Genomic DNA, 12,590 nt, shown 5'->3' with positions numbered 1-12,590 from the left:
TTGCAGGCTCGTATTGGTGTTGTGTGAGAACTCCAACAATACGGGCCTGTTCTCATAGGGATCAATAGGTTACGTCGAAACGGGAACAGACCCTAGTGCACATGTTGAAAGACTTTCGATGCGGGCAGTGCAAGAAACTGCTGGCCCGGATGGGTGACCACACCGAACTCCAGATCAAGTGTTCCCGCTGCGGGACGCTGAATCATGTGAAGGCCGTGAGCCATGAGTTATCGCCTTTGAGCGAAAGAGGTACAGCAGCGTCGCTGCTGCCTCCCAGTGCTATCTAAAGGTATCAGTCATGTCCAATAGCAGCTCTGCTGTCAGTCAGCTAAAGAATATTCCGCTGGTGGGGATCAACCTGGGTTCGGTGGCCAACGCCGGGCAGATTCTTCCCGGTGAGGCGGGCACGCATTACCAGTGGCCTACTCGCGACACCATCACGACCTGGGTGAAGAATCGCGGCGTTCGCCTGATTCGTTTCCCGTTCGAACTGCAGCGCGCCATTCAGTTGTCGGCCCAGGACGGTCTGCCGGGTCAAGGCGCGAGCCTGAACACTGACTTTGTCAAACGCTGGAAAGAACTGCTTGGCTGGATTCGCGATGATTCCAACGGCGAGGCCAGGATCATTCCGGACCCGCACCACTACATGCGCCTGCATCGTTACGAGACAGATGCGAACGGCAATCTGACGGGGCGGATTCTTCCTGCTTCCGAGGCCGGTAATCAGAATGGCTGGAAGGCCACTGAGTCGGTACTGATCAAGGACGGGAACGGCGTCAACGGTTCTTCCTGGAGCGCAGTTCACCTGGCCAACTTTCACCAGAAGCTGGTGGTTGACTGTGATGACCCGATGGTCCTCGGCTGGGGCTTGGGTAACGAGCCGTACTCGAACACCACGGCAGGTGCCAAGGACTACATCACGCTGCCAAACCTGGAGACCTTGTATATCAGCACGATGAATACCGTGCTTCAGGCATTGCGCAACAGCTCGAAAAAGCCGGTTTTCATTTGCGGGCTGGAGTTTGCGAGCGCCAGAAACTGGGCGACGGTTTCGGCCAATCTTCAATCGAAAATTGTCGATCCGGCGAATGCAATCGTCTGGGAAGCGCATGCTTACGGCGATTACGATAAAAGCTCCAGCGGCGCTTACGCAGACAACAATGACTCGATCTCGCCAACGGTCTTGCGTGATGAAATCGTGGGTCCGTTTCTGACCTACGCCAAGGCCAACAAAATGGCCGCGTTTATCGGCGAAACAGGCATTCCGCCAACAGCTGCCGGTCGTACTGCGCTGAAAAATCTGCTCGATAAGGCCAAGGCTGAAAAGGTGCCTTTGACACTGTGGGTCGCCGGACCAGGCACCGATGGCGAGAAGATGAGCCTTGAGGCGAGCAATCACGCGGCCACTGTCACGCTGGTTACCCCGTATTTCGCCGAGCGCATCGCGCTGTGGGGTTATGCACAGGCGTGACGTTGAAGATCACCCCTTTTTGATGCAACACCGGAGCCCCGCACAGAGGGGCTCTTCCCGGTTTTTTCAGGCCTTCGACTTTCGACGGCCTTGATAGTCCACCACGATATCCCGGAGTACCAATGGACCCAACCGACCTAGGCCCAGGCACAGCTACCTGGCTGGGCGGAACGGGCACCATTCTGCTTGGCGGCTTTTTGTGGCTGCGCAAGTTTCTTTCACGGGATGCCACTGACCGGGCGATGGATAACGCTGATATCGGTACGGTTCGCCGCCTCAATGAACTGCTCGACTCCGAGCGGCAAGCTCGCAAGGAGGCTGAAGCGCGGTCCGATCAGTTTGCCAAAGAGCGCAACGAACTCGCCGCTGCGGTTGGCCGGATGGAAGGCAAGATTGAAGCCCTCACCAGCCACATCGTTCAGCTTACCGACAAGGTCACCACGCAGAGTGCCGAAATTGCCCGGCTCCGTTCCAAGCTCGGAGGTGCCAATGATGCACAGATGCGCAATTGATTTTATCGCTCGCCACTGGTGGCGGCGGCTGGAGATCTGGCTGATCGCCGTGTTGTTGATTGCCGGGTGCCTGATGCTCGGTTTTCAGGCCGGGCAATGGTCAGCCAGCGCCGAGCACACCCGGCAGTTGGCCGAGGTTCGCGATGCCTACGACGCAGCCTTGGGCAAACGCGATCGTCGCCTGGACAGGCTGGCCGAAACCACCGCTCAGGCGGCAGACAAGGTCGAGACGGCGGCGTCTATCGCCAGTCAGGCTGCGCATGCTGCCAACCGCGCTGCGGACAAGGCGGATGAGGCGCTGGGCAAGGCAAATCAGTAGGCATTTCTCACGCCGGATCACCCTCTACTACACGCGGAACCCCTTATGAAGATAACCCCGATAGTTGCCCATTTGCAGGCGACCTGCCCGACCTTTGCCGGTCGCATCAGCGCTCGCATCGACTGGGCTGCGGTTGCCCTTGGCGATCAACTTGCGCACCCCTCGGCCTATGTCATCGCTACGGGTGATGTGGCCACGGCCAATGACCTGCAAAACGTCATTCGCCAGAACATCACCGACCAGCTCGACATCGTTGTTGTGCTTGACGGTGACGACAAGCGCGGCCAACAGGCCAGCGATCAATTGCACGCCGTACGCGCCGAGTTATGGCGCGCGCTGGTGGGCTGGAACGCTGACCGTGATTACGACGCGATGCAATACACCGGCGGTGCGTTGGTGCAGATCAGCGGCGCACGTGTGACGTATCGCTTCGGTTTTGCCGCGCAGTTTCAGCTGGGCCGCAGCACCTCGGATCAGCCCGCCGAAACCTGGCACGAAGCGTATCTGGATGGTTTGCCGGGCTTTACCGGCGCGACCCTCGAGATGGACTGCGTCGATCCCGCAGACCCGAACCTGAAATCCCCTGGCCCTGATGGCCGTATCGAAGCGAAGTTCACCGCAGAGGTAACACCATGACCCAACGCATCACTGTAGTACCGGCCGAAGGCCGCGCTGTGCCGGATCCGGAGGCGGGCGATTTGCTGCCCGTCGAAGGTCGGCAGGTGACATTCAATGCCTGGTGGCAGCGTCGTCAGAACGACGGCGACATCACCATTCAGACCGAGCAAACCCCTACCACCTATCAGGCCTTCACAGCCTAACCAAGAGGAAGCCCAATAATGGCTATCAGTTTTAACAACATTCCATCCGACGTCCGCGTGCCGCTGTTTTATGCGGAGATGGACAACACGGCGGCTAACAGCGCTTCGGCGAGCATGCGTCGCCTGATCGTTGCTCAGGTCAACGACGATGTGTCCGGACCTGAACTCGGCTCCCTGGTGCTGGTGCCCAGCGTGGCGCTGGCAAAAAACATCGGCGGTCAGGGTTCCATGCTGGCGGCCATGTACGAAACCTGGCGCAAGGCTGATCCGACCGGTGAAGTCTGGTGCCTGCCGCTGCTCAACACTGAAGGTGTCAAGGCCGGTGCAACCGTTACCCTGACGGGGGCGGCGACCGAAGCGGGCTTGCTGAACCTGTATGTCGGCGGTGCACGGGTGCAGGCGACTGTCGTTAACGGTGCGACTGCTGCGCAAGCCGCGACTGCGCTGTCGGTGAAGATCAATGCCACACCCGATCTGCCGATCAAGGCCGTTGTCGAGGCCGGCGTGCTGACCCTTTCCTGCAAATGGAGCGGGGCAAGCGGCAACGACATTCATCTGGAATTCAACCGTCTGGGGAAAACCAACGGCGAAGTCATTCCTGCCGGCATGACTGCCGCAGTGACTGCCATGACCGGTGGCGTGGGTACGCCTGATCAGCTCAAGGCACTGGCTGCGCTGGGCGACGAACCGTTCGAGTTTCTGTGCATGCCGTGGACCGATACCAGCACTCTGGATGCCTGGAAAGCGGCGATGGACGACAGCACCGGTCGCTGGAGCTGGGCGCGTCAATTGTATGGCCATGTGTACAGCGCCAAGCGCGGTACGGTCGGTACGCTGGTGGCTGCGGGCCAACTGCGCAACGATCAGCACATCACCATTCAAGGCGTGGAAACCGGCGTTCCGCAACCGGTCTGGCTGCAGGCCGCGGCACTGGCTGCGCGCACCGCAGTGTTTATTTCTGCCGACGCCAGCCGTCCGACCCAGAGCGGCACCATGCCCGGCCTGGACCCGGCACCCGCCAGCCAGCGTTTCACCCTGACCGAGCGTGAATCGCTGCTGCGTTATGGCATCGCGACGGCGTACTACGAAGGCGGTTACGTGCGTATTCAGCGCTCGATCACCACCTATCAGAAGAACGCCTACGGCCAGGCTGACAACTCGTACTTGGACAGCGAAACCATGCACCAGTCGGCGTTCATCATTCGTCGTCTGCAAGGCATCATCACCAGCAAGTACGGTCGCCACAAGCTGGCCAGCGATGGCACGCGCTTTGGTGCGGGTCAGCCGATCATCACGCCCAGCACCTGATTGTCGAGCGTGACGGCAATGATCCAAGCCGCGTGAACGTGATGTTCCCGCCTGATTACATCAACGGCCTGCGCGTGTTCGCGCTGCTCAACCAGTTCCGCTTGCAGTACGACGAAGCGGCATAAGCCTCACTCACCCTTTTCAAGCCCGCCGCGTGCGGGTTTTTTCATTCTGGAGATAAACAACATGGGTCAGAAAGTTGCGGGTACCTGCTACATCAAAGTGGATGGCACCCAATTGACCATCATCGGCGGCGGCGAAGCCCCTCTGACGAACGTCAAGCGCGAAACCGTGCTGCCGGGTTATTACAAGGAAGTCGACAAGGCGGCCTGGTTGAAATTTCAGGCACTGCACACCGCAGACCTGCCACTCAAGCTGCTCACCACCGGTGTGGACATGACCATCACCTGTGAATTCAGCAACGGCAAAATCTACGTGCTGTCCGGCGCTTATCTGGTCGAAGACCCGATCAGCAAGGCAGATGACGGCGCCATCGATTTCAAATTCGAAGGCAGTCAGGGGAGCTGGCAATGAGTGAAGTCATCGACCTTGCCAGCCCGATCGAAGCGCATGGGGAAACCCTTTCGCAGGTGACGTTCCGACGTCCTACGGCGCAGGAAGCGCGAGCCATCAAAGCCCTGCCTTACAAGATCGACAAAAACGAAGACGTGTCGCTGGACCTGGACGTGGCGGCGAAGTACATCGCCGTCTGCGCCGGGATCCCGCCCTCGTCGGTCAATCAGATGGACCTGTGCGACATCAACACGTTGAGCTGGAAGGTTGCGAGTTTTTTCATGGCAGCGGCATCAGCAACCTTGAAGGACTGATCGCCGTCGTTTACGACCTCGCGTACTTCTGGAAGACCGATCCCGAACTGATGATGTCCAGGGAGCTGGACGTCATCACCGAGTCGATCTTGCAGGCGCAACGCATTAACCAGATCCTGCAGGGGGAGTGATGGCAGACACTATCAGAACGCTGATTACCGGCGTCGACCAGCTGTCTCCAACGCTGGCAACTATCCGCAACAACGTCAAAGGCCTCGAGACCAGTCTGGGGGCCATAGAACTTGGCAAGGCAATCACGGACAACGCTTTGGCGGGGCCTTTGATTGCCGGGGTAAAGGCAGCGATCGGTTTCGAGACCAGCATGGCCGGCGTGAAACGGTCAGTTACCTTTGAAACACCGCAACAATTCCAGCAGATGGGGTCCGATATTCTGGACCTCAGTGAGCGGCTGCCGGAAAGCGCCAACGGCATCGCGGCGATTGTCGCCGCCGGTGCCAAGGCCAATGTACCGCGCGAAGAACTGACCGGGTTTGCCAGCGATGCCGTAAAAATGGGTGTCGCCTTCGATCAGACCGCGGCCGAGTCGGGCGACATGATGGCCTCGTGGCGATCTTCGTTCCAGATGACTCAACCGCAAGTCGCGGCGCTGTCCGAGAAGATCAACGTGCTCGGCGGCAACAACCTGGAAAAGAAAATCGCCACCATGGTCACCGCAATGGGCCCGCTCGGGCCGGTTGCGGGTTTGGCGTCCGGGCAACTGGCGGCGATGGGCGCCACCTTGGCCAGCGTCGATGTGCCGGCCGATGTGGCCGCCAGCGGCATGAAGCGATTCATGCAGTCGTTGACCGAAGGCGGCGCGGCGAAAGCCGGGGCGTTCGAGGCGTTGCAGCTCGACGTCAACCAACTGACCCAGGGCATGCAGAGCGACCCGTCCGGGACCATTGAAAAGGTCCTGACGGCGGTCTCAAGTGTTGACCCTGACAAGCAGTCGGATGTCATCACGCAATTGTTCGGCGCTGAATCGCTGGGTGCGATTACGCCGCTGCTGGCCAACCTCGATGTGCTCAGGTCCAACCTGGCCAAGGTCGGCGAGGGCGTGCAGAACAGCGGCACTATCGAGAAGGAGTTCGCGGACAACTCCCAGACCACGGCCACGGCCATCAAAGAGATGACCGACCGTGTCGATCGTCTGGGCATCAACATCGGCAGTATGTTTCTGCCTGCGATGAACCAGACAATGGCCGTGATCGGGCCGATGATTTCTCAGGTCGCTGCATTGGCGGCCGAACACCCTGGCGTTATCAAGGGTGTGGTGGGCGCTGCGATTGCGTTCGGCGTCTTGCAAGTCGCGGTGATGACCGCAACGACCGCCATGCGTGTGCTGAGCGTGGTAATGGGTATGTCACCGCTGGGCCTGATCGTGCGCGGCCTGGCGCTGGCGGCAGGTTTTCTGATCGCCAACTGGTCGACCGTCGCGCCTTATTTTCAGGCCGTATGGGAAGCGATTCGCGGGCCGGCCATGGCGCTATGGGACGTACTCAAGGCTGTATTTGCCTGGACGCCGATCGGCATGATCGTGGCCAACTGGCAGCCGTTGTCCGAATTCTTTGCGGCGCTGTGGGATGTGATCAAAGCGCTGGCCACGCCGTTTTTCGATTTTCTGCAGACGCTGTTCGCCTGGACGCCGTTGGGCATGGTCGTGGCCAATTGGCAGCCAATCTCCGAGTACTTCGCCGGCCTGTGGGAAAGCATCAAGACCGCTGCGCAGCCGTTTACCGACGTGCTGGCAACGATGTTCAGTTTTTCGCCGCTGGGCATGGTTATCGAGAAGTGGGAGCCGATCAAAGCCTGGTTCGCGGATTTGTGGGCGGACATCAAACCGTTCATCGACCCGATCATGAGCTGGTTTGGCGGCGACGGGGATAAGTCCCTGCTGAAAAGCGCCACCGAAAAGGTCAATCAGTTCGCTGAAGAGCAACGGGTGCGCAACGCAGGGCCTGGTGGCGGAACCGGGGCGTTTCTGGCTGCAAATGCGGTTGAGGCCAGTCGCTTGAATCAGTTGCAGCTCAATCAGGCAACCGGTGTGCCGCCGACCAGCCAGTTGCTGGGCGCGCCAAACGTGCCGTCCCCCGGCAGCCTGTTGTTGCAACAGGGCGCTGCGGGGGCCGGCGCTCGGCTTGAAGGCGAACTCAATATTCGCTTTGAAAACGCACCGCCGGGCATGCGTGCTGGGCAAGTGCAAAGCAACCAGCCGGGTTTGACGATCTCGCCAAACGTCGGTTATCGAACCCTCGGCGCAGGAGCCGGATCATGAGTACATGGCGTGACAGCCTGCTGCCAGCGTCTTTCCGTGGCGTCGGTTTTTTCATTGAAAAAGCCGTCGTCCCGGTAGGTCGCAAGGGGCAGTTGCATGAATATCCACAACGCGACGAGCCTTACTTCGAGTCGCTGGGCAAGCAGGCGCAGGTTCATACGCTGACGGCTTTTATTGTCGGTCGCGACTGTTTCGAACAACGGGACAACTTGCTTCAGGCGTTGGAGAAGGACGGTGTGGGTGAGCTGGTGCATCCGTGGCTGGGGCGCATGCAGGTACAGGTCGGGCAGTGCAATGTGACGCACACCCTGATTGAAGGCGGGATGGTCCGGCTTGACCTGGTGTTTTATCCGGCCAACCCGCTCAAGTTTCCTGTGTCGACGCTCAATACCCGGCGGCAACTGCTGGGCGCGTCCGAGAGCCTGCTGGCCTCGGCGCTTCGGCGCTATCGCTCGGTTATGGCCGTCGTGGATGCCGTGCGCATCAACGTTCAGGCGCTGCGCAGTGCGCTGTCCGGGGTGTTTGCCACTATTCAGCGGCAGTTTGCGCCGTTCATGGCGATCTATTCGGATGTCACTGCGCTGGTGCATTCGCTGGTCAATGCGCCGCTGACGGTGAGCACGTTGTTCACCACGTTCTTTGCCAGTTTCGACGGCGACAGTCGCCGATCCAGGCGAGCGAATGGCAGCAGCAGTGTCGGCGGTGCCAGCACCACAACCGGTTCCGGCAGTTCGGTCGGCGGTGGTTCAGGTGGTAGCTCAGGTGGAAGTTCTGGCAGTGGTTCCGGCAGCAGCACCTCCATCGGCCTGGCGTCGAGTTCCGGCAGCAGCGGTGGGTCTTCCGACCTTGAAACGGTGCCTTACCGGTCGGTCATTTCCGAGGCCACGCAGCAGGCGCAGGCGGTGTCCGGCATCAACCTGGTCGGCCAGGGCAGTGGGCTCGACACCGGCCTGACGGCTCAGGCCATCGCCAATCTGGTTCAGGACGCGCTGCTGGTCAAGGTGGCGAGAATCGTTGCGAGCATGCCGGTGGCCACAACGGTTGCGCCGCTCACGGTGGTGCCTTCGCTGGACCAGCAAAGGGTGCAAGCGCTGCAACGTGTGGATGTGCCGGTCGCCGATGACGTGATCGAACTGCGTGACACGTTGAGCTCGGCCATCTGGGAAGCGTCACTGAAGGCCGACCCTGATCATTACCTGGCGCTGAACACATTACGTCAGGCCTTGATCCGGCACCTCAACGCGGTGGCGGCGTCTGGCGTGCGTCTGGTGGACATGAAAGTGTCCGAACCGCTGCCTGCGCTGGTGTTGGCTTATCGGCGGTTCGGCGATGCCAGCCGGTCGCTGGAAATCGTCCAGCGCAATCGGCTTGCCCACCCAGGTTTCGTGCCACCCGGTACGCTGAAAATCGCTCAGGAGTGACCCATGATCGACCTTAATGTTGTCACCCTGACGGTTGGCGATCACGACTATGCCGGTTGGAAGTCGGTGGAAATCTCTGCCGGGATCGAGCGTCAGGCACGCAGCTTTGAAGTGAGCATTACCTGGCAGTGGCCGGGCACTGAAGTCGCGCATCCGATCATGCCTGGCGCCGCCTGCGAAGTGCGTATCGGCGGCGAATTGATTCTGACCGGCTGGGTGTTCGCCGCGCCGATCAGCTATGACGGCAAGCAGGTCACGCTGAAGATTTCCGGTCGCTCGAAAACCGCCGATCTTATCGACTGCGCGGCCATCAACAAGCCCAGCCAGTGGAAAGAGGTCGGGGTGCTGAAGATCGTTCAGGCGCTGGCTGCTCCCTATGCGTTGTCGGTAATCAGCGAAATCCCGGAGACCTCGAAGATGGCCGATCACACCATTGAGCCTGCTGAAAGCGTTTTCAAGTCCATCGACCGGCTGTTGACCCTGTTCCGGATTTTTTCCACCGATGACGAGTTCGGCAATGTGGTGCTGGCAAGGCCGGGCAGTCGAGGGCAGAGCGCAGACGCGCTGGAACTCGGCAAGAACGTGTTGAGCGCCGTCATCGCGAGAGACTTTTCCGGGCTTTTTTCCGAATACCGGGTCATTGGTCAGCAGACCGGTAATGACAAGACGTTCGGCAAGGAAGCGGCGGAGGTTTCAGCGGTCGTTACCGATGACAGGAATAAAAAGCGCCTTCGCGTGCTGATCATTCATGAGGATGCGCCGATCACACCCAAGCTCGCCCTGAGCCGTGCCAATTGGGAACGCGGTCAGCGGGCGGGCAAGGCGCTGCTCACCACCTACAAAGTGCAGGGCTGGCGGCAGTCCAACGGAGCGCTCTGGCGGCACAACACGATGGTGCAGGTGGTGGATCCGGTTATCGGTCTGGGCAGGAACATGCTGATTTCAGCCGTGACCTACTCGCTGAGTGACCAGGGCACCATCACCACGCTGGTGGTCGGGCCGCCTGAGGGCTTCCAGGCCGAGCCCGGTGACCCCAACAAGCGCAGCAAGGTGCAGGTCAATCAGGACGCTTACTCCTGGCTGCTGCCTATCGATGAGGAAACAACCGCATGAGCTTATTCAATCGCATGCTGGTGCGCGGCACGGTGGTGCTCGCCAAGGCCAGCAGCAAAATGCAGGCGCTGCAAATGCGCCTGACCGCAGGGGAGGTCAAGGACGACATGGAACACTTTGAACCCTACGGTTTTACCAGCAACCCACTCGCGGGCGCCGAAGGCATTGCCGCCTTTATCGGCGGTGATCGTTCTCACGGCCTGCTGCTGGTGGTGGCCGACCGACGCTATCGCCTCAAGGGGCTGGAGTCGGGCGAAGTGGCGATCTACACCGACGAGGGCGACAAGGTCCACCTCAAGCGCGGCAAGGTCATCGACATTGAAACCGGCACCTTGAATATCAAGGCGGCCGTGGCGGTGAATTTCGATACACCGCAGATCACCCAGACCGGAAAGATCGTTTCCAAGGGCGACCAGATCGCCGGGGGCATCAGCCAGATCAGCCATCTGCACGGCAACGTGCAGGGCGGTAACGGGCAAAGCGGGCCACCCGTTGGAGGTGCCGGATGATCATTGAAGGCTCTCTGCAGGCTTCCTTGCTGCGCTCGGTGGTCATCAGCCTGTTCACCTGGCGTCGCGCCGAAACGGACGATCCGATCGACGATGCCGAACGCTTTGGCTGGTGGGGCGATACCTATCCGACGCAGGCCAACGACCGCATCGGCTCCAGGTTGTGGCTGCTGCGTCGGGTCCGGCTCACCGCGCAGACCCAGCGTGACGCCGAGTTCTATGCGCACGAAGCGCTCGCCTGGCTGATCGACGATGGCCAGGTCAAGAACATCAACATCCTTACCGAACAGGTTCAGAGCAATCGCCTGAACCTGGGCGTCGAGCTGGCCGTCTCCGACGGTCAGGTCGTGCGCTTCAACCCTTCAGAACAGTGGCAGGTGATTTATGCCGTTTGAAACGCCTACGTTACCGGCGCTGATCAACCGAACCCAGGTCGACCTCGCCGACGAAGCGCTGCGTCAGTCCGATGCCCGGGTACTGTCGCGCGCCCACAGCGGTGCGGCCTATGGGCTGTACGGCTATCAGGACTGGATCGCCGACCAGATTCTGCCGGACACCGCCGATGAGGACACCCTTGAACGGCAAGCCATCCTGCGCTTGCGCCAGCCGCGCAAGGTCGCGCAGGCCGCCAGCGGCTCGGTGCGTTTTAGCGCGGCGGCCGGTGCGGTGCTGGATGTTGACACCGTGCTGCAATTCAGTGACGGGCGCTTTTACCGTGTAACCAAAGGCGTCACCACGGTCGCGGGCAACAACACGACCACGGTCGCGGCGGTAGACGCAGGCGTTCTCGGCAACGCCGATGCCGGCCTGGTGATGACCGCCGTGCAGCCTGTTGAAGGCATCGACAGTACGTTTACCGTGATTGCAGACGGGCTGACCGGGGGTATTCCCCAGGAAAGTATCGAGTTGTTGCGGGCTCGTGTGGTGCGTTCCTATCGAGTCATCCCGCACGGCGGCAATCAGGATGATTACGTGACCTGGGCGCTGGAATTGCCGGGCGTGACACGTGCATGGTGCGTGCGTCGTTACATGGGGCCGGGCACTGTCGTGGTGTTCTTCATGCGTGACGATGAAGTCAATCCGATCCCTGACGCCGGGCAGTTGGCCGAAATGGCTGCGTATATCGAGCCGTTGCGCCCGGTCACTGCCGATGTGTACGTGCTGGCGCCGGTTCAGAAGCCGGTGGTCTACACGATCAGGCTCACGCCGGACACCTCGGCAGTACGGGCGGCGGTCGAGGCTCAGTTGCTGGACCTGCACAACCGTGAAGCGGGGCTGGGCGAAACGTTGTTGCTGACCCACATCGCCGAGGCCATCAGCCGCGCTACAGGCGAAACCGATCATGTGCTGGTTGCGCCTGTCGCCAATGTCACCGCGGCCCCCAATCAGCTACTCACGTTCGGGGGCATTGTATGGTCGTCATAAGAACTGCCGAACACTACGCCGAGCAACTGCAGGCGCTGCTGCCGCCCGGCCCCGCCTGGGACCCGGAGCGCGTGCCGGAGTTGCAGCAGGTCATCACCGGCCTGTCCCGCGAGTTCGCCCGTATCGATGGCCGCGCGTTTGACCTGCTCAACGAGATGGACCCGGCCACCGTCAGTGAACTGGTGCCGGACTGGGAACGGGTCATGAACCTGCCCGACCCCTGCCTTGGGCTCAAACCCTTGTTCGCCGACCGGCGCTTGTCAGTACGCCAGCGGCTGGTGGCAACAGGAGGGCAGAACGCAGCGTTTTACATCGACATTGCCGTCAGCCAGGGCTACCCCGACGCCACAGTGACCGAACACCGAGCGCCCCGTATGGGGCGTTCGCGTTTTGGCCAGGCGCACTTCGGCACCTGGAACGCGCAATTCATGTGGACCCTTAACACCGGCGGCCGTCAGCGGCTGGGCCGGCGCTTCGGGGCCAGCTACTGGGGAGAGCGGTTCGGGGTCAACCCCGGCACCGCGATCGAGTGTTTGATTCGTCGAGCAGCACCGGCGCACAGCGTCGAATTCGTCAATTTCAACTGAGG

The 12,590-nt window shown here is 60.7% G+C and carries 16 protein-coding genes and 1 pseudogene; all 17 read left to right on the top strand.

Annotated elements, in window-relative coordinates:
• Positions 1–101 precede the first annotated feature (101 nt).
• The 17 genes and pseudogenes from DW49_RS1000000129975 to DW49_RS0110410 all read left to right on the top strand — a co-directional run bounded on the left by DW49_RS1000000129975 (position 102) and on the right by DW49_RS0110410 (position 12,588).
• On the top strand, positions 102–287 hold the full coding sequence (locus tag DW49_RS1000000129975; RefSeq protein WP_024420465.1) for a Com family DNA-binding transcriptional regulator: 186 nt from the start codon (positions 102–104) through the stop codon (positions 285–287).
• An 11-nt stretch (positions 288–298) separates the two neighbouring features.
• Positions 299–1,471, top strand: coding sequence for a cellulase family glycosylhydrolase (locus DW49_RS0110485; protein ID WP_005614153.1), 1,173 nt, complete (start codon positions 299–301; stop codon positions 1,469–1,471).
• Positions 1,472–1,593: 122 nt separating this feature from the next.
• Positions 1,594–1,983 (top strand): hypothetical protein, encoded by a 390-nt coding sequence (locus tag DW49_RS0110480; protein WP_005614154.1) that lies wholly within the window; start codon positions 1,594–1,596, stop codon positions 1,981–1,983.
• Positions 1,964–2,302 (top strand): lipoprotein, encoded by a 339-nt coding sequence (locus tag DW49_RS0110475; RefSeq protein ID WP_005614155.1) that lies wholly within the window; start codon positions 1,964–1,966, stop codon positions 2,300–2,302. Before DW49_RS0110480 ends, DW49_RS0110475 begins: the two co-directional genes overlap by 20 nt.
• A 45-nt stretch (positions 2,303–2,347) precedes the next feature.
• Positions 2,348–2,938 (top strand): phage tail terminator protein, encoded by a 591-nt coding sequence (locus DW49_RS0110470; protein WP_005614156.1) that lies wholly within the window; start codon positions 2,348–2,350, stop codon positions 2,936–2,938.
• Positions 2,935–3,123 carry a DUF2635 domain-containing protein gene (locus tag DW49_RS0110465; protein ID WP_005614157.1) on the top strand — a complete coding sequence of 63 codons (189 nt, stop codon included), beginning with the start codon at positions 2,935–2,937 and terminating at the stop codon, positions 3,121–3,123. The genes DW49_RS0110470 and DW49_RS0110465 overlap by 4 nt, the downstream gene beginning before the upstream one ends.
• An 18-nt stretch (positions 3,124–3,141) precedes the next feature.
• A pseudogene (locus DW49_RS01000000128245) lies at positions 3,142–4,556 on the top strand (phage tail sheath subtilisin-like domain-containing protein).
• Between the two features lie 61 nt (positions 4,557–4,617).
• Complete coding sequence (locus tag DW49_RS0110455; protein ID WP_005614159.1) at positions 4,618–4,965, top strand: phage tail tube protein; 348 nt, start codon at positions 4,618–4,620, stop codon at positions 4,963–4,965.
• A complete protein-coding gene (locus DW49_RS0110450) occupies positions 4,962–5,258 on the top strand; it encodes a phage tail assembly protein (RefSeq protein ID WP_005614160.1) in 297 nt (98 codons plus the stop codon). Before DW49_RS0110455 ends, DW49_RS0110450 begins: the two co-directional genes overlap by 4 nt.
• On the top strand, positions 5,183–5,389 hold the full coding sequence (locus DW49_RS1000000133080) for a hypothetical protein (protein WP_102818422.1): 207 nt from the start codon (positions 5,183–5,185) through the stop codon (positions 5,387–5,389). Before DW49_RS0110450 ends, DW49_RS1000000133080 begins: the two co-directional genes overlap by 76 nt.
• Positions 5,389–7,533 (top strand): phage tail tape measure protein, encoded by a 2,145-nt coding sequence (locus tag DW49_RS0110440; RefSeq protein ID WP_005614162.1) that lies wholly within the window; start codon positions 5,389–5,391, stop codon positions 7,531–7,533. The genes DW49_RS1000000133080 and DW49_RS0110440 overlap by 1 nt, the downstream gene beginning before the upstream one ends.
• Positions 7,530–8,954, top strand: coding sequence for a DNA circularization protein (locus DW49_RS0110435; RefSeq protein ID WP_005614163.1), 1,425 nt, complete (start codon positions 7,530–7,532; stop codon positions 8,952–8,954). The genes DW49_RS0110440 and DW49_RS0110435 overlap by 4 nt, the downstream gene beginning before the upstream one ends.
• 3 nt (positions 8,955–8,957) lie before the next feature.
• Entirely contained in the window at positions 8,958–10,067 is a 1,110-nt protein-coding gene (locus DW49_RS0110430) for a phage baseplate assembly protein (protein WP_005614164.1), read from the top strand.
• Positions 10,064–10,576, top strand: coding sequence for a phage baseplate assembly protein V (locus DW49_RS0110425; protein ID WP_005614166.1), 513 nt, complete (start codon positions 10,064–10,066; stop codon positions 10,574–10,576). The genes DW49_RS0110430 and DW49_RS0110425 overlap by 4 nt, the downstream gene beginning before the upstream one ends.
• The gene (locus DW49_RS0110420) at positions 10,573–10,971 is read left to right on the top strand and encodes a phage GP46 family protein (protein ID WP_005614167.1); all 399 of its coding nucleotides are present in this window, start codon (positions 10,573–10,575) and stop codon (positions 10,969–10,971) included. The genes DW49_RS0110425 and DW49_RS0110420 overlap by 4 nt, the downstream gene beginning before the upstream one ends.
• Positions 10,961–12,001, top strand: a complete 1,041-nt coding sequence (locus DW49_RS0110415; RefSeq protein WP_005614168.1) for a baseplate J/gp47 family protein — start codon at positions 10,961–10,963, stop codon at positions 11,999–12,001. Before DW49_RS0110420 ends, DW49_RS0110415 begins: the two co-directional genes overlap by 11 nt.
• Positions 11,989–12,588, top strand: coding sequence for a YmfQ family protein (locus tag DW49_RS0110410; RefSeq protein ID WP_017700758.1), 600 nt, complete (start codon positions 11,989–11,991; stop codon positions 12,586–12,588). Before DW49_RS0110415 ends, DW49_RS0110410 begins: the two co-directional genes overlap by 13 nt.
• Positions 12,589–12,590 lie beyond the last annotated feature (2 nt).

Origin of the sequence: Pseudomonas avellanae BPIC 631, from assembly GCF_000444135.1 — a bacterium.
In the GTDB taxonomy this organism is placed as follows: Bacteria; Pseudomonadota; Gammaproteobacteria; order Pseudomonadales; family Pseudomonadaceae; genus Aquipseudomonas; species Aquipseudomonas avellanae.
The sequence above is the reverse complement of the archived record's forward strand: the minus strand, read 5'-3'. Positions and strand labels throughout refer to the sequence as shown.

Bases quoted from the DNA above. Each gene is read 5' to 3' on its own strand.
- DW49_RS0110480 (WP_005614154.1), top strand. From the start codon at position 1,594: ATGGACCCAACCGACCTAGGCCCAGGCACAGCTACCTGGCTGGGCGGA.
- DW49_RS0110435 (WP_005614163.1), top strand. From the start codon at position 7,530: ATGAGTACATGGCGTGACAGCCTGCTGCCAGCGTCTTTCCGTGGCGTC.
- DW49_RS0110440 (WP_005614162.1), top strand. From the start codon at position 5,389: ATGGCAGACACTATCAGAACGCTGATTACCGGCGTCGACCAGCTGTCT.
- DW49_RS0110415 (WP_005614168.1), top strand. From the start codon at position 10,961: ATGCCGTTTGAAACGCCTACGTTACCGGCGCTGATCAACCGAACCCAG.
- DW49_RS0110455 (WP_005614159.1), top strand. From the start codon at position 4,618: ATGGGTCAGAAAGTTGCGGGTACCTGCTACATCAAAGTGGATGGCACC.
- DW49_RS0110420 (WP_005614167.1), top strand. From the start codon at position 10,573: ATGATCATTGAAGGCTCTCTGCAGGCTTCCTTGCTGCGCTCGGTGGTC.
- DW49_RS0110485 (WP_005614153.1), top strand. From the start codon at position 299: ATGTCCAATAGCAGCTCTGCTGTCAGTCAGCTAAAGAATATTCCGCTG.
- DW49_RS0110475 (WP_005614155.1), top strand. From the start codon at position 1,964: ATGCACAGATGCGCAATTGATTTTATCGCTCGCCACTGGTGGCGGCGG.
- DW49_RS0110470 (WP_005614156.1), top strand. From the start codon at position 2,348: ATGAAGATAACCCCGATAGTTGCCCATTTGCAGGCGACCTGCCCGACC.
- DW49_RS0110430 (WP_005614164.1), top strand. From the start codon at position 8,958: ATGATCGACCTTAATGTTGTCACCCTGACGGTTGGCGATCACGACTAT.
- DW49_RS0110465 (WP_005614157.1), top strand. From the start codon at position 2,935: ATGACCCAACGCATCACTGTAGTACCGGCCGAAGGCCGCGCTGTGCCG.
- DW49_RS0110450 (WP_005614160.1), top strand. From the start codon at position 4,962: ATGAGTGAAGTCATCGACCTTGCCAGCCCGATCGAAGCGCATGGGGAA.
- DW49_RS1000000129975 (WP_024420465.1), top strand. From the start codon at position 102: ATGTTGAAAGACTTTCGATGCGGGCAGTGCAAGAAACTGCTGGCCCGG.
- DW49_RS0110425 (WP_005614166.1), top strand. From the start codon at position 10,064: ATGAGCTTATTCAATCGCATGCTGGTGCGCGGCACGGTGGTGCTCGCC.
- DW49_RS0110410 (WP_017700758.1), top strand. From the start codon at position 11,989: ATGGTCGTCATAAGAACTGCCGAACACTACGCCGAGCAACTGCAGGCG.